Consider the following 16,040-nt stretch of genomic DNA (forward strand, 5'->3'; position numbering starts at 1 on the left):
TTGTGGTATTCTAGAAGGAATAGCGTATTGAAGTCCGCATTATTGGGGGAGTATCCATGCTTATACATGACCGGCATCAACAAATCATACAGCTGCTTCATGAATCTCAATCGGTCAAGACGGCTGATTTAATCGCGAGATTCGGCGTCTCGTTCGAGACGATCCGAAGAGATATGGAGTATCTGGAGCAGGAAGGTTTCTTGAAACGGGTTCATGGTGGGGCGACCTTGCCTCAGGCGGACTACCGGAAAGAGCTTCCCTTCACCGTGCGGGAGACGAAGAGACAGCCCGAGAAACGCGAGCTGGCCCAGACGGCTCTTCGTTTTGTGGAAGAGGGGCAATCCTTGTTCCTGGACGTGAGCACGACGAATACGGAGTTCGCCAAGGCCTTGGCGTCCCGTTTCGAACGGTTAACGATATTAACCAATTCTTTTCCGATTGCTTCGATTCTTATGGCTAAGCCTCAATTTACGATTATTTTTGTCGGCGGGGTCGTGCGTAATTCGGAACAATGCGCGGTTGGAGATTATGCCGAGTCGTTTGTCTCCCAGTTTCATGCCGATCTGTTCTTCATGAGCATGAGCGGCATCTCCTTGACCGAAGGGCTGACGGATTACGGGATTAGCGAGATTCAATTGAAAAAGAGGATGCTGGAGCGGACGAGGCGGGTTATCGTGCTTGCGGACAGCAGCAAGTTTGATGTCGTATCGCTTACGCCGGTATGCGGACTGGATAAGATTGAGCGTATTGTTACGGACTCCGGGCTAAGCCCGGATATCCTTAATCGATACAAGGAAGCCGGAATTATTGTTGAATGCAAATAGAAGATGAGATACAAGAAGAGCCTTCCCTGAAGGTTCTTTTTTTTGTTTTGCCGTGGCTGCTCCTTTTTTAACCCCGATAGAGATTTACCAAATTGACAGGGTGAAAAGCTCATGCTAACATTTGCGTAAAGTTGTATTTATGTGTGTTTATGTGTGATATTTGAGTGGGTGTTGGATTTGTGAGGAGGGGTCATTATTTCGCTTGCCGTACTGCTTGTATTAGGATCCGGCGTGGCTCATGCCATCTGGAATTTGCTCACGAAGAAGAGCGGGAATAAGCAGTTGTTTTTGTTCATGATCTATATACCTGCTACCCTGTTGCTTCTGCCTGGATTTATCGCGGAGATCGTCTCCGTCCAAGTACCGTTGTCGGGTTATGTTTTATTGGTCCTGTCTCTGCTGATTCAGGCAGGGTATGCGTACTTCTTGTCTCGCACCTTAACCTTAGGCGACTTGTCCCAGGTGTACCCGATGATGAGAGGGATTGCTACCTTCCTGCTGCCTCTTTGCGGGGTTATCTTCCTGAACGAAAGGCTGTCCCACTGGGGTTGGCTGGGTCTCGGATTAATTGCTCTAGGCTTCTTTCTGTTAAGCGGGTTTTACCGGAGGAAGCAGCGGTTTCAAGCCTCGGGGAAAGTATTATTGTCTATTGTAGCCGTAGGCTTCTGCACAATGGCCTATGTCATGGTAGACAAAGTGAACCTGCAGCATTTTTCGCCGGTTGTGCTGTTAGAGATATCGAATATCGGGTTTATGCTGGGGCTTGTCCCGTTTATCCGCTTCCGGGAAGTTGGTTGGGTTAAGCAGATCAGGGAAAACGGCAGGCTGCTTGCGGCGGGATCCATTTTGTCTCCGGGCTCTTACCTGCTGTTCTTGTTCGCCATGAGCATGTCGCAGCTGACTTACGTGGCACCGCTTCGGGAAATCGGGACCGTCTGCGGGACCTTTATGGGGGTATGGCTGTTGAAGGAAGGAAAGGGCGCCTTGCGGTTAGTATCGGCCAGCATCATTTTCGCCGGTATTCTTCTAGTAGGGATATTGGGAATATAGGGAGGTTCTGGGAATGGGATATGAAGAGGGCAAAGGGAAGGCATGGCTTCAATTTCAGGTCATTACCGATACGCATGTGAGGACGGACCCCGGGCATACGCATAATGGCAATTTGGCGCGTGCGCTCGAGGATATTAAACGGGAAGCGCCAGGCAGCGACGGTATTATGCATGTAGGCGATATGACCGACCATGGGCTTGTGGAAGAGTATGAGGAGTTTCGTAAAATATGGCGAGAGCATGGAGAGGGGCTGCCAGCCGCTTATTTTGCTTCCGGCAATCATGATGTCGGCGGGGGAGAATGGCCTTCGCGCCTGGGAGCTTATCTGAATGCCACGGAGATGGGCGGACCGTATCACGCTCACATAGTGAAAGGTTACTCTTTTATCTTCCTTGGGACCGAGCAGGGGCTGGACCTATTCTCGTTCCTGTCGGAAACGCAGCTGTCCTGGTTGGATGGCAAATTAGAGGAAGGCAAGAGTCTGAATCGTCCTGCCTTCGTGTTCCTGCATCAGCCGCTTAAGGATACGGTTGCTGGCTCCTACGAGTCGCAGAAGTGGTACGGCGTTACCCAAGATGAACAGCTCAAGGAAGTGTTGTCCAGACATAGGCATGCCATACTGTTTACCGGGCATACGCATTGGGAGCTGGAAGCGCCGCATACCCTGTATGACGATGAACAATTGCCCCGCATGTTTAACGCGGCATCCGTTGCCTACCTCTGGACGGATGAAGACGAGCATAAGGACGGAAGCCAAGGTTTGTTCGTGGAGGTATACGAGAATCGGATCATAGTCCGGGGACGGGATTTTGCTGCGGGCAAGTGGCTGGAGAAGGTCCATTATGAGTGGGAGATTCCGAGTCATCGGTTATAGCTATGTAACAAAGGGATATCGACGTAGATGCGATTACCCTTTTTTTATTGAACGAGGCTAATTATTAACCCAAGAAAGCGATCGAACGTTTTACTTTTTTCGCGAATTCAATAGGATTATCGATGGATTCCCAGTGCACGTACATGAGACGCGGATTCTCGAACAACCAGTGATTATGAACCGCCGTAACTTTAATCCCGTTCTTCCGAAGATTTGTGAGCAAGCGATTAACCTGGTTTTGGAAAAGCGCTGTTTCTCCCAGACAGAGTGCTCGTCCGGAACTGTCCAATGACTCAAACGAGAACGATTGATAACGAACGAGAGGGGACGCGAAATCCTCCTTTAATTGTTACTGGTGTAATCTATGACGAATCTAGTAAATCGAGTTGTGCGGAATGACTAGATTTAAGAAAATGTCCTTTTGGTGCCCCGGGCCATTCTCTTATACCTGCAAAACGTCATTCGCTAACATTAGCGGAGTTCAATTAATGTTCTAGACCAAAGAAAGGGCCAGGAATGCGCACGCTTTGGTGCGCATTCCTGGCCCTTCTCTTTCGGATCAACTAAGTTATTGTTATTCTGTTTGAAAACCGTTCCAAACCATCGTCTTCCCGATCGGAAATCGCAAGGATGCACGCGCCGGAATCGCATAACAATCGGTAGTAGCGGTTGATGACATTTATGTTCAACTCCTTGAATGGTTTATAGCGTTTAGTTTCTTGCTATTCCCGTGTCCGACTGTCTTTTTCCGGCCAAGTCGATTTGTGCCGATAACCCCGGCAATAATCAGCACCGAGCCGATCAGATGATAGATCGTTACTTCTTCTCCAAGGAACAACGCACCGGCCGTCATCGACACGATTGTAGCGAGATTGGCGAATACGCTCATTCTCGACGCCTCCATCCTGGACAAAATGTAATTGGAGGTTAGTGCCGTTAACAGGGAGGATACGATTCCCAGAAAGATAAGCGATGCCATAAAGGTGCCGCTCGCCAGAGGCGCGAATATATGGGAAATGGTCCCGGCTGTGGCATGGCTAATGAATGATGTAACCGTAAAAAAGACAAAGCCGATGCCCATCATCAAATAAGTGATTTCCGCCGGGCTGAACTGTCTGGATAACGAGCGGGCCAGAACGGTATAGCCGGCAAAAGCGAAGCAGGTCAAGAGTAGAAGCGAAATGCCAAGCAGATTGGACAGGTCAATGCTGCTGCCTTTCATGACAAAGATAAATACCACTCCAAACACCGACAGGAGGATGGACAGCTTCTGCAGAATGGTAGTGGTTTCTTTCAGAAACAGGGAGGCAATCATCATCGTAACGACCGGCGTGAATGCATACAGAATGCCGCCTTCCGCCGAGCTGGCATGCTGCAGCCCATAGGCTTGAAGCGTAAAGAAACCAAGCGGGTACATGGATGCCAGCAGCAGCACTTTGCGGAGCGGCTTGCCGCGGTAGGAAAGCTTCATCCAGCCGAATAATACGGGAATGGACATCACCAGGAACGATGAGGCAAAACGAAAAGCAAGCGTATCAAGCGGACTGGCATAATCCAGTGCCGTCTTGGCAAATAAAAAAGATAAGCCTATAATGACCGCGTTTAGCACGGCGAGGAAATAGGGAAGCCTCATTTCCTTGTGACCCATGTTGCATCATCCTCTCGGAGCTTACGGCAGCGTGTTCGCGAACGTCTGTAACCGTTGATTTGAAGATAAGGGATTTCGGTTAACCAAACAACGCCGTTTTACCCTAACTGTATCGATACAGTTGGGCTAAAGCGCATGGAGGACAGAATGAAAAAATACGCTTTGATCCTATCCGATATGGAAGAGAAAATCCGGCAGGGAAAATACCGTCCCGGCCAAAAGCTGCCCTCCGTCCGCAGTGCCGCGGAAGCCTACGGATGCAGCATAAGTACCATTACGAGAGCTTATGCGGAGCTGGAAAAACGCCACGTTATTTATTCGGTGCCGCAAAGCGGGTACTACGTCGTTGTGAAGCCCGGGGAATGGCGGGATGAGCGGGACGGCAGCATGATCTACTTCGCGACGGTTCTGCCGGACCTGGATGCTTTTCCTTATTTGGATTTCCAGCATTGTCTCAACAAAGCGATCGATATTTATAAGTACGACCTGTTTACTTATGGCGACCCGCTGGGACTGGAATCCTTCCGTCACACGCTTGTTTCGCATTTGGCGAGTGACCAGGTATTTACGAAAGTCGAGAGGATCTTCGTCACCTCCGGGGCGCAGCAGGCGCTGGAGATACTGGCGAAGATGCCGTTCCCAAACGGCAGGGAAGCGGTGCTCGTGGAGCAGCCCAGCTATGACCGGTATTTACGGTTTCTGGAGACGGAGAACATCCCGGTGCATGGCATCGCCCGAACGGCTGCGGGCATCGATCTTCAGGAGCTGGAGCGTTGGTTCAAGGGCGGCAGCATCAAATTTTTTTATACGATGTCGAGGTATCATAATCCGCTTGGCACTTCCTATAACGCCGAGGAACGGAGAGCAATTGCCAAGCTGGCCGGCAAATACGGCGTCTACATTCTGGAAGATGATTATATGGCCGATCTCGGGGCAGACCGGCAGTCCGACCCGATTTACGCTTCCGATGGGGGCGAGTATGTCATTTACGTAAAAAGCTTCTCCAAGATTATCTTCCCTGGCTTAAGGTTAGGCGCAATCGTATTGCCGGAACGTCTGCTTAACACCTTTTATGCCTATAAAATATACCCCGACACCTCGCTGCTCTCCCAGGCGGCGCTTGAGGTGTATATCAAGAACGGCATGTACGAACGGCATAAGCATAAGATAGCGGGCTTGTACGCGGCTAGAATGCTGGCTTTGAATGAATCGGTGAATCGGCATAACGAGCCGGGATTAATGGAGGTGCCGGCTATCCGTTCGGGAATTTACGCGCATTTCAAGCTGAAGCAGACGGTGAACGTAGAGCAGCTCTTGAAGCGTCTTGCGGAGAGAAACGTCAGCGTCGTGTCCGGCAAGGGGTTCTACCTGTCCAATTATCTGGATAAAGAGAAATTTCTGCGAATCAGCATTTCCCAGACGGGGGCTGAGCAGATTGAGGAAGGAGTCCGAATCATTACGGAAGAGGTGCGTAAGGGAAGCCGGTGAGTGAGGAAGGACGCAGCCTAAGGGAATAGCTGAGGCAGGTCCTCCGTTCTGCCGCTGCTAATAAATTCGGATGGCGACAGGCCAACATGCTTCTTGAACATCCGAAAAAAATACGAGGGATCATAGTAGCCCAAGTATTGAGCGATATCCGCAACGGTCATGTCGGAGTGGAGCAGGAGACGGCAAGCTTCATGCAGGCGCAGCTGATGCATATAGCGGATGGGAGCTTGGCCGAATACCTCTTTGAATAGAGCGGTGGTGTAATTCGGCGAGCGATGAATAAGCTTCCCAAGCTGCTCGATTTCCACATGCTCGCGGTAATGGTCCAGCAAATACTGCTTCACCAGCTGCGCGTAGAACATCTTGGCGGGAGTTACCTCCGGCTTCTCCAGCTCCCTTGCAAGCAGGCCGATAAGCTCCTGCGTTAGTCCGAGGCCAATATAGGAGCGAAAGCTGCGGCCGCCCCTCATCTCTTCGAACAGCTTGATGAATCTGCGCTGCAAGTAATGGAGGTTGGACAGCCGGAAGCGAATAAATTCGCCCCGGTCAAGAAACGGGATACCCAGCTTGCTCCCAGGCTCCGTCGTAATCAAAACCGTATATTTCTGGTGAGGAAAGCCGGGTATGGTATCTCCGCTGCGAAGCGTGGATTGCGGGATGTACAGAAAATCTCCCCTCTCGGCAATAATCTCCTGCCCGTTAATGGTGTATTTCACTTTACCGTCCGTAACCAGAACAAGGACATGGTAGCTGAGCACCTCGCTTTGGGTGCGCCAATTCGGAATGCGATCGTCGAAATTTACGCTTAACAGCTGCAGCATGGTATCCCCGTCCTTTGCAGTGATTCTAATAAAATACTAGCAAAACTAACGATTTGGGTAAATGGCGGGTTATAACCCTACTGCACAAAGAATCGTTGAAATGTACATGGACAGGATGGAATGTACGTCGACCTGACCGAAGCTTCAAACCTATAATACGGGTACAGCTATATGGCAAACGGATTAAAGGAGAGGAGCATCATTATGAGAATTTTGCTGCTGGATTTGGATTCGACAAGGCCGGATCATCTGGGGTGCTACGGTTATCCCCGCCAAACATCTCCGAATATTGACCGGATTGCGGCCCAGGGCGTCCGGTTCGATAATTACTATACCTCCGACGCGCCTTGCTTCCCGTCGAGAACGGCTTTAATGACCGGACGCTTCGGCATTCATAACGGAGTTGTGGGACATGGCGGGTCTGCCGCGGACGTTCGTCATGAGGGCGCGTCAAGAGATTTTCGCGACCGGCTTGCCTCCGAAAGCTTCCCGGCCTTGTTCCGGCAGGCGGGAATGCGTACGGCGCTTGTCAGCCCGTTTGGGGAAAGGCATTCCGCATGGACCTTTTATGCCGGATTTAACGAAATCTACAATACGGGCAAAGGCGGAATGGAATCCGCGGAGGAAGTAACGCCTGTTGTTCTCGACTGGATTGACAGGAACGCGGAACAAGATAACTGGATGCTGTACGTCAATTATTGGGATCCGCATACCCCGTACCGGGCGCCGGAATCGTTCGGCAATCCGTTCCAGGATGATCCCCTGCCGGAGTGGATTACAGGCGAGGTGCTTGATAAGCATATGCGCAAGGTAGGGCCGCATAGCGCCAGCGAAATCAATATGTACGACAACGCCACATCGCCGAATTATCCGAGACATCCGGGAGATATCCGCAGCCGGGATGATCTGAGGCGCATGGTGGATGGCTACGATTGCGGCGTCCGCTTCATGGATGAGAACATCGGCCAATTATTTGCCTTGCTTGAGAAAAAGGGCGTCATGGAGGAGCTCGTCATCATTATTACGGCCGATCATGGCGAGAACATGGGCGAGCTTGGGATATACGGGGAGCATGGCACGGCCGATCAGGGAACCTGCCGGATTCCGATGATTATTCGCTGGCCGGGCATGCAGGAGGGAATCGTCGATAAAGGCCTCCATTACCATTTGGATCTGCCGCCAACGATAGCCGAGCTCCTCGGACGAAAGCCTATGCCAAGCTGGGACGGATCGAGCTACGCGAAGGTGCTGCAGTCCGGCGAAGAGGCGGGACGAGAATATTTGGTTGTGTCTCAATGCGCGCATGTATGCCAGCGCAGCGTGCGGTTCGGCGATTGGCTCTACATCCGCACGTATCATGACGGCTACCATCTGTTCGACAAGGAGATGCTGTTCCACATTACCGAGGACCCGCATGAGCAGATCAATCTTGCCGCGGAGAGGCCGGATCTATGCAGGGAAGCGGTCTATTGGCTGAACGATTGGCATGACCGGATGATGGCCTCGATGCCTTACGACACGGATCCGCTGTGGACGGTCATGAAGGAGGGCGGTCCATATCATGCGAAGGGATCGCTCCCGCGCTACCTCGAGCGGCTTGAGCAGACGGGACGCGGTGATGCCGTGCCGGAGCTGATCCGCAGGCATCCTCGTGAATTTGAGGGGAAGGATAGGCTATAAAGCGAAAGAGACCAACTCATCGGTCAACATTTGTTGACGATGGGCTGGTCTCTTTTTTGTCTGCCTATCGGTTATGTTGGAGATTTTCCACTAGAATTAGCCAATTTGGTGTGTGGAGCTTCAATTTGGGCGGTTAATAAGCCCCGACCTTCGGCAAACTCTTGAAGTCTTGACCGGACGGGTTCTGGAAGACATGAAGACCAAACTCCGGCGCAACGGCCAGAATATGATCGAAGATATCCGATTGAACGCCTTCGTATACAGCCCAGTTAATATCGTTCGTGAAGGCGTAAATTTCGAGAGGCAGTCCATTTTCGGCGGGGGCGAGCTGTCTGACGATCCTCGTCATGCCTTTATGGATTTTGGGATGCTGCTCCACATACCGCTCGACATAAGCCCTGAATACGCCGATATTCGTCATGGCTCTACCGTTCACCGAGACGGTAGGGTCAATCTCGTTTTCCAGGTTGTAATGCATGATTTCTTTTTCCTTATCCAGAATATATTCGCTCAGGAGATGAATTTTTTTGAATTTCCCGATCATTTCGGGCGTGCAGAATCCGATGCTGTTCATATCGATGTATACGGCCCGTTTAATGCGCCGGCCGCCGGCATCCTGCATGCCTCTCCAGTTCTTGAACGAGTCCGATATAAGGGCATACGAAGGAATGGTGGTAATCGTCTTATCGAAGTTCTGCACCTTGACGGTATGCAGCGATATGTCAATGATATCTCCGTCCGCTCCGTATTTGGGCATTTCAATCCAATCGCCTACCTGGACCATATCGTTCGTTGATAATTGAATGCCTGCGACAAGGCCAAGCAGCGAATCCTTAAAGATCAGCAGCATAACGGCAGACAAGGCGCCAATCCCGCTGATAAGAATAACGGGGCTTTCGCCAATCAGGTTCGAGATGGCCAGAATACCGCCAATAATGAACAGAAAGATTTTGACTACCTGAACGTATCCTTTGATGGGACGGCTACGGGAAATATCGTATGTTCTATAAATATCGTTAACCGCGTTTAGGAAAGCATCCAGCACCAACAGAACCACGATAATAAGATAGATCGTAATTCCCTTCAGAATAAGAGAATGGTAGGCCGAGAAGCTGAACGAGAAATAGTAAAGGATAATGGCGGGAGCGATATGGGACAGCTTATGGAACACTTTGCGATCCAACAAATAATTGTCCCAACGGTACCGGTTGTTCCGGATGTAATGGCTGACGATGCGCAGCACAACCTTTTTGGTTATAAAGTTGGCGGCTATGCTCACGATTCCCGCGATAATAACGATCGCAATACTAGCCAGATAGACAGACAAGTTAGTGCTAACTCCTAGTTCAACAAGCAAATCTTTAATGTAATTCATTACTCCTCCTTCAAATCCATAGAGCCCCTGGGGGCTTTTCTATTTTAAGATGGTACTGAAAGCCGGGCTTCCCGTCAACCTGCAGGCATGCTTGCAAAATAATGCAAATATTCGGTTCCTCCCTGCATTCATGCCGCCCTGTCCTTATTGATAGGATAGTGGAAAAGGAGGGCTCGCTATGAAATTTCATACGAATCTGACGTTGGAAAACCGTAAGGAATAAACCCGGCCTGCAAGCTGCTGCTGCTTCAATATAGTTTCGAAGAGCTTGGCGTAATTCGGGTCCAATTCTCGGCCAGCGGGAGCAATTTGCGGTCGCAAAGAGCGCTGGAGAAGATTGGGGCAGTGAGGGAAGGCGTGCTTCGAAGGCATCGAGTGGATGCGACGGATGGCGGAACGGTTCATGATAACGTGTTTTACAGCATTTTGGAGGACGAGTGGCCTCTGGTTAGAGAGAAGCTTCTTCAGGAAATGAATCTATTTTAATATAATGAATATATTTTATTTTGACATATTTGTCGCAGGCGTAATATATTGGATGAAGTTGGAACTATTCCTTTAACTAATAGGAGTGAAACGACGATGAATCTATCTCTTATTCAGCCTGAATGGAAAGTAGAAAAGATCGAGGTTGCAACTCTTACGGGCGAGCGCGCGCGAAACGCGGGTTCAAACGGAAGGCTTGGCAATCACGGCAAGCAATGCTCGGTCCGTATCGCCCGCCTTACGATTGACGGGGAGACGGGGTATGGTCACACGGGATTAATGACCGAGGAGCTCGCGGAAGCCGCTCTAGGAATGAGGCTAATCGATCTGTTTGATTCGAACGGCAACATTGTTGAGCCTTACCGCATTCCGCTCGAATACCCGATTCTGGACTGGCTGGGGCGCAGACTGAATACCCCCGTGTATGAATTGGTGTCCGCGGTTAACCGTGCTCCGGGATCTCCGCTAGTCGTACCCTGCTATGACACCTCTCTCTATTTTGACGACTTGCACTTGGCAAATGAGCGGGACGCGGTCACGCTGCTGAAAGAAGAGGCTGCTCAAGGCTTCTCCAAAGGTCACCGCAACTTCAAGATTAAAGTTGGCCGCGGCGGCAGACATATGCCCGTGCTGGAAGGGACGAAGCGGGACATCGCCATTATTCACGGCGTTGCCGAGATTGCCGGACCCGAAGGGAAGATTATGATTGATGCCAACAACGCGTATAATCTCAATCTGACCAAGGAAGTGCTGGCAGCCGTCCAAGACGTGAATCTGCATTGGATTGAAGAGGCTTTCCACGAGGACGATGCCTTGTATGCCGACCTGAAGGACTGGCTCCGGGAACGCGGGCAGAATGTGCTTATAGCCGACGGAGAAGGGCTTGCATCTCCTCATCTCGTGAGCTGGGCGAAAAAAGGCCTGGTTGACGTGCTCCAGTACGATGTGATTTATCCGGGCTTTACGCATTGGCTGGAGCTTGGCGCGGAGCTTGACCAGGCTGGACTGCGGTCGGCGCCGCATTGCTACGGCAATGCATACGGCATTTATGCGCTTGGGCATATTGCGGCAGCGATTAACAACTTTGAATTTGTCGAATATGACGATATTGCGATAGAAGGAATGGACACGTCCGCATACCGGGTAGAGGACGGCAAGTTTTATGTACCGGACAAAGCGGGCTTTGGCCTCGAATTTGACGGGGAGCTGTTTGCAAGGCAGGTTCTGGCAAACGGCTGGAGCCGTTAACCCTATAACCTATAAGATCAGCGCCGCTAGCTTTTACGGTGCTGGTCTTTTTTTGCAAGATACGATCCTCTCCTGTCTGTCGGTATACGGTCATGGCGATTGACAAAGCTTATATCCTGTAATATATTGATTCCTCTTCGGATGGAAATACCTGTTAGCAATTATTAAAGAATATCTAAACGAATGGACGGGCGGTGGATACTCATGAAGCTGGAGCGGTTGATCTCCATTATCTATAAGCTGCTGAATAACGATGTCCTGCCCGCCAATGCGCTGGCCGAGGAGTTCCAGGTATCCCAAAGAACGATTTACCGGGATATCGACGTCATCTGCGCGGCGGGCTTTCCGGTTGTCTCGTATCAGGGGAATAAGGGCGGCTTCGGCATGATGGAAGGCTTCAAGATGGATAAAAGCCTGCTTGGCTCCTATGACGTAAATGCCCTGGTGACCGTGCTTAAAGGTCTTTCGACCGTTTTCGAAGACGAGCGGGCGCAAGGGACAATCGAGAGGCTGCAAACCGTTGAAACCGAGCAGCGGACTCCAAGTCTAGCCGTAGATTTCGAGACGCGCAGATCGGACCCCGAGACGCTGCCTTTACTGCGAGGGGCGATTACGGAGCGAAAAGCGATTCGGTTCGACTACATTAACGCGAAGAATGAACGGACCACCCGCGAGCTGGAGCCGGTCAGGCTTCACTTCAAGTACGGCAGCTGGTATGTTTACGGCTATTGCCTGACGCGCTGCGATTATCGGGAATTCCGGTTATCCCGCATGGTGGAGGTGCTCCAGACGGAGCGCGGCTTTGAGCCGCATCGGGATGTGCCGGAGGAGGCCGGCCCTTTTGTGGGAGATCCAAGTCTAGTCGAAGATGTCGTGGTTAAGGTGGGGCCTGAAGCCTTGGCGGATGCGATGGATCAATTCGGCTACGTCCCGAAAACCTTTCATTCCGATGGCAGCATGACAATGCGCATTCCCGTCTATAAGCCGGCTGAGGCAGCTTGGTTATGGTCGATTCTGCTTGGCTTTGGCAGCGGCGCGGAGGTGCTTGAGCCCTTGGAGCTTCGGGCTGTCATGAAAGAGCAGCTTCAAAAAACGCTGAACCTTTACGAGTAGTATGACACACTGTTGTCATACTACTTTTTTTATACTGGCTGCATAACCAGTTAAAAGGAGTCGATGATCATGAAAAATTATCCGGCGGAAATGTTGAACTACCACTTTTGGGCGAACCAAACAATTCTGGGGAGAATCAAGGAGCTGCCGCCCGCAGTGCTGCATCAGGAAGTAAACAGCTCGTATCCAACGCTTTCTCATGCCCTTAACCATATTTATGCGGTAGATAAAATGTGGTATTTGGTGCTGACGGGCATGGAGATGGGGGCGGCGCTGCAGGAATGCATGCCGTTAAGCGGCCGTATTTTGGAGACGGTCGACGAATACATTCAGCTCTTTGCCGAGCTGGCGAACCAATACAAGGAGTGGCTCGGAAACGGGCTGGATACGGAACAGGTTATTACGCTTAACAATCCCTATGCCGGAGTCCGCGAGACAAGTCTAGCTGAGATTATGCTGCATGCGGCTAATCACGGGTCCTATCACCGGGGTAATGTATCAACAATGCTGCGCCAGCTTGGTTATGCCTCCACGATGACCGACTATGCTCTTTACTGGTATCAGCAGCCTGTATCTGCTGCTCTGTAGAACCTTGTGACAAACCGGAATCGCCTATCTGTCCGGGCTTTACGGCTTGGAGATAGGCGATTCTCCGTTAACCGCGAACCAGAAGGATGACATTTCCTTTCTTGCGTCCGGTCTCGACATACCGGTGTGCCTCAATCGTTTGTTCCAGCGGATAGCGCCGGTCGATGACGGGTTTGATTTTTCCGGCCTCGAAGAGCTCTTTGAGAAAAGCCAAATTCTCTTTCTTCTGCTTAAGTCCGGCAGCGGTAAAGATCGCCTTCTTGCCGCGGGACCTCGAAGTCCACAGCATGGACAGCATAGCCCCGCCGCTGGGAACGGTAGATAGATAGATGCCTTGCGGCGTAAGGGAGCCTTTGCACCCGGAGTAAGTACGCTTCCCTACCGCATCGAAAATAACGTCATACGTTTGATCGCCCCGAGTGAAATCCTCCTTGGTATAATCGATAACCGTGTCCGCCCCAAAGACTTTGCCAGTTCAAAGTTGCGGCTGCTGCATACGCCGGTCACTTCGGCCCCATAGTACTTGGCAAGCTGCAGGGCGTAAGCGCCAACCGCCCCGGATGCGCCGTTAATAAGCACTTTTTGCCCCGCTTGAACGTTAGCGTGATCCCGAAGAAAGATTAAGGCCGTTAAAGCTCCGTCGCATAGACCTGCGGCTTCATCGTAAGCCGCATTGGTTGGTTTAAGAAATACCGGCTGATCCTCGGGTAAACAGACGTATTCCGCGTAAGTTCCGAAGCGATGGGGGCTAATGCCGAATACCTGATCGCCTTTCTTGAACAAGGTTACATCCTTGCCTACCGAATCAACCTCGCCGGCAAACTCGACGCCGAGAATCGGATGCTTGGGGTTTCTAAGGCCGTAGAGAAAACGGATGAAAAAAGGATCCGCTCTCCGGAAGGAGCAGTCGGAGGGGGTTACGACGGCCGCATATACTTTTATCCGTATTTCTTGCTCCTTGGGAGCGGGGATCTCTACATCCTTGAATTGAAGAACCTCCGGCGTTCCGTATTTCGCGCATACGATCGCTTTAATAAAAACTCCCCCTTAGCTGTTTTTACCAATTTATGCATAATGTAAATTAAACTATTCATAATGTCAAGTTAACTTTACATAATTGGGCGTATCTCTTTGGCGTGTTTGGCATGATCTCGACTTCCATTTGGTTAAAAAAGATGACTTCCTTAGGATGAGGAAGTCATCTTTTTTTATGACCGATGGAAGAAGCTAAATCCTATATATTACATGTAATGTTAATTTAATGATATGAAGTACATGGAAATTGGTAAGCGAAGGTGAGAATTTTGTAGAAATTTATCATAAAATGTCCTTTTAAAACCAATTAATGAGACGAATTTCCTCATTTTCTAATTTTAATGTCATGTATATTGACGTAAAGATTTGACCGCCCCTATAATGAGGTTGCGAACAATGGTAACACATTCCAATTAAATGTTCGTAATTAGAAAGAAGAACTGGGGAGTGGAGAGATGAAAAAGAAATGGTTTATTCAAACGGGGCTTGTGGCGGTTATGCTTAGCCTGCTGCTGGCAGCCTGCGGCAACAACAATGAAAAACCGGCATCCACGACAACCGAGAGCAGTTCGGCAGAAGCTTCGGGAGATACGATTAAAGTAGGGGTCCTGCATTCCTTGAGCGGTACGATGGCGATTAGCGAAGTATCCGTTCGCGATGCGGAAATGATGGCGATTGAAGAAATTAACGCGGCAGGCGGCGTGCTTGGCAAGAAGATCGAAGCGATTCAGGAGGATGGCGCATCCGACTGGCCGACTTTCGCCGAGAAGGCGCGCAAGCTGCTTTCCGAAGATAAAGTCGCAACGGTATTCGGAGGATGGACGTCCTCCAGCCGCAAAGCGATGAAGCCGGTGTTCGAGGAGCTTAACGGACTGCTCTGGTACCCGGTGCAATACGAAGGTCTCGAGGCTTCCCCTAACATCTTCTATACGGGCGCTACAACGAACCAGCAGATCGTTCCGGCCGTTGACTGGCTGCTTGAGAACCGCGGCAAGAAGTTCTACCTGCTTGGCTCGGACTACGTCTTCCCCCGTACGGCAAACCTGATCATCAAAGAGCAATTGAAGGCAAAAGGCGGCGAAATGGTCGGAGAAGAATATACGCCGCTTGGCCATACCGACTACAGCACGATTATAAGCAAAATCAAAGAAGCAAAGCCGGACGTTGTGTTTAACACGCTTAACGGCGACAGCAACGTGGCCTTCTTCAAGCAGCTGAAGGATGCGGGTATTACGTCTAAGGATATTACGACGCTGTCCGTATCGGTAGCGGAAGAGGAAATCCGAGGCATTGGCGTAGACGTGCTGCAAGGGCATCTGGCGGCTTGGAACTACTATCAAACAACGGATACGCCGGCGAACAAGACGTTTGTCGAGAATTATAAGAAGAAATACGGCGAAGACCGCGTGACGGCTGACCCGATTGAAGCGGGCTACACCGCGGTATACCTATGGAAGGCTGCGGTGGAGAAGGCAGGCTCGACCGACGTGGATAAAGTCAAAGCCGCCGCGAAAGATCTCGAATGGGATGCTCCGGAAGGCAAAGTAAAGATTGACGGCGAGAACCAGCATATTTACAAAACGGTTCGGATCGGCGAAGTGCAATCGGACGGACAGTTCAAAGAGCTGTGGAACTCCGGAGATGCCGTAATGCCGGATCCGTTCCTGAAAGGCTACGACTGGGCGGCAAGCATCAAGCCGACGGACTAACCGGCAGAAGTAGACTGAACAGCAAGGATGAAGGGGGAGTATTCGACAGATTTATGGTTCGGATACTCTCCTTTTGTATAACCCCGAAGGAGTTGAAGGCA

Annotated in this window: 13 protein-coding genes and 2 pseudogenes; 10 read left to right on the forward strand and 5 right to left on the reverse strand. The window is 50.7% G+C overall.

The genetic code is table 11. The annotated features are described in order from the left end of the window. The first annotated feature begins 56 nt into the window (after positions 1-56). From ACR9FF_RS02970 to ACR9FF_RS02980, 3 genes are all read left to right on the forward strand, one after another. A complete protein-coding gene (locus ACR9FF_RS02970) occupies positions 57-824 on the forward strand; it encodes a DeoR/GlpR family DNA-binding transcription regulator (protein ID WP_435168866.1) in 768 nt (255 codons plus the stop codon). A gap of 231 nt (positions 825-1,055) precedes the next feature. Continuing rightward, entirely contained in the window at positions 1,056-1,874 is an 819-nt protein-coding gene (locus ACR9FF_RS02975; RefSeq protein ID WP_435168868.1) for an EamA family transporter, read from the forward strand. A gap of 13 nt (positions 1,875-1,887) precedes the next feature. Continuing rightward, a complete protein-coding gene (locus tag ACR9FF_RS02980) occupies positions 1,888-2,748 on the forward strand; it encodes a metallophosphoesterase family protein (RefSeq protein WP_435168870.1) in 861 nt (286 codons plus the stop codon). A 64-nt stretch (positions 2,749-2,812) separates the two neighbouring features. On the opposite strand, the pseudogene ACR9FF_RS02985 reads toward ACR9FF_RS02980, so the two are convergent. Together ACR9FF_RS02985 and ACR9FF_RS02990 are read right to left on the reverse strand one after the other, a co-directional pair. Next, positions 2,813-3,076, reverse strand: a pseudogene (locus ACR9FF_RS02985) (DUF1259 domain-containing protein); the annotation flags it as partial. Between the two features lie 357 nt (positions 3,077-3,433). Continuing rightward, the gene (locus tag ACR9FF_RS02990) at positions 3,434-4,396 is read right to left on the reverse strand and encodes a DMT family transporter (protein WP_435168872.1); all 963 of its coding nucleotides are present in this window, start codon (positions 4,394-4,396) and stop codon (positions 3,434-3,436) included. Between the two features lie 147 nt (positions 4,397-4,543). Here ACR9FF_RS02990 and ACR9FF_RS02995 point away from each other — a divergent pair, with 147 nt between their 5' ends. Further along, the gene (locus ACR9FF_RS02995) at positions 4,544-5,884 is read left to right on the forward strand and encodes a PLP-dependent aminotransferase family protein (RefSeq protein WP_435168874.1); all 1,341 of its coding nucleotides are present in this window, start codon (positions 4,544-4,546) and stop codon (positions 5,882-5,884) included. A gap of 17 nt (positions 5,885-5,901) precedes the next feature. Here ACR9FF_RS02995 and ACR9FF_RS03000 read toward each other — a convergent pair whose 3' ends face one another. Then, complete coding sequence (locus ACR9FF_RS03000; protein ID WP_435168876.1) at positions 5,902-6,705, reverse strand: helix-turn-helix domain-containing protein; 804 nt, start codon at positions 6,703-6,705, stop codon at positions 5,902-5,904. 204 nt (positions 6,706-6,909) lie between these two features. Between ACR9FF_RS03000 and ACR9FF_RS03005 the strand changes: the two genes are divergently transcribed. Beyond that, positions 6,910-8,385 carry a sulfatase family protein gene (locus ACR9FF_RS03005; protein WP_435168878.1) on the forward strand — a complete coding sequence of 492 codons (1,476 nt, stop codon included), beginning with the start codon at positions 6,910-6,912 and terminating at the stop codon, positions 8,383-8,385. A 133-nt stretch (positions 8,386-8,518) separates the two neighbouring features. Here the strand turns inward: ACR9FF_RS03005 and ACR9FF_RS03010 are convergent, their stop codons facing one another. Beyond that, entirely contained in the window at positions 8,519-9,760 is a 1,242-nt protein-coding gene (locus tag ACR9FF_RS03010) for a mechanosensitive ion channel family protein (protein WP_435168880.1), read from the reverse strand. Positions 9,761-10,069: 309 nt separating this feature from the next. On the opposite strand from ACR9FF_RS03010, the gene ACR9FF_RS03015 reads away from it, so the two are divergent. The 4 genes from ACR9FF_RS03015 to ACR9FF_RS03030 all read left to right on the forward strand — a co-directional run bounded on the left by ACR9FF_RS03015 (position 10,070) and on the right by ACR9FF_RS03030 (position 13,195). Then, positions 10,070-10,246, forward strand: a complete 177-nt coding sequence (locus tag ACR9FF_RS03015; RefSeq protein WP_435168882.1) for a GNAT family N-acetyltransferase — start codon at positions 10,070-10,072, stop codon at positions 10,244-10,246. A 96-nt stretch (positions 10,247-10,342) separates the two neighbouring features. Continuing rightward, entirely contained in the window at positions 10,343-11,494 is a 1,152-nt protein-coding gene (locus ACR9FF_RS03020; protein WP_435168884.1) for an enolase C-terminal domain-like protein, read from the forward strand. Between the two features lie 204 nt (positions 11,495-11,698). Beyond that, entirely contained in the window at positions 11,699-12,607 is a 909-nt protein-coding gene (locus ACR9FF_RS03025; protein ID WP_435168886.1) for a helix-turn-helix transcriptional regulator, read from the forward strand. 69 nt (positions 12,608-12,676) lie between these two features. Beyond that, positions 12,677-13,195, forward strand: a complete 519-nt coding sequence (locus tag ACR9FF_RS03030; protein WP_435168888.1) for a DinB family protein — start codon at positions 12,677-12,679, stop codon at positions 13,193-13,195. A 67-nt stretch (positions 13,196-13,262) separates the two neighbouring features. Here ACR9FF_RS03030 and ACR9FF_RS03035 read toward each other — a convergent pair. Beyond that, positions 13,263-14,230: pseudogene (locus ACR9FF_RS03035) on the reverse strand (NAD(P)-dependent alcohol dehydrogenase). A 455-nt stretch (positions 14,231-14,685) separates the two neighbouring features. On the opposite strand from ACR9FF_RS03035, the gene urtA reads away from it, so the two are divergent. Next, the gene (gene urtA, locus ACR9FF_RS03040) at positions 14,686-15,939 is read left to right on the forward strand and encodes an urea ABC transporter substrate-binding protein (protein WP_435168890.1); all 1,254 of its coding nucleotides are present in this window, start codon (positions 14,686-14,688) and stop codon (positions 15,937-15,939) included. The last annotated feature ends 101 nt before the right edge of the window (positions 15,940-16,040 follow it).

It is taken from the genome of Paenibacillus glycanilyticus, from assembly GCF_051200795.1.
In the GTDB taxonomy this organism is placed as follows: Bacteria; Bacillota; Bacilli; order Paenibacillales; family Paenibacillaceae; genus Pristimantibacillus; species Pristimantibacillus glycanilyticus.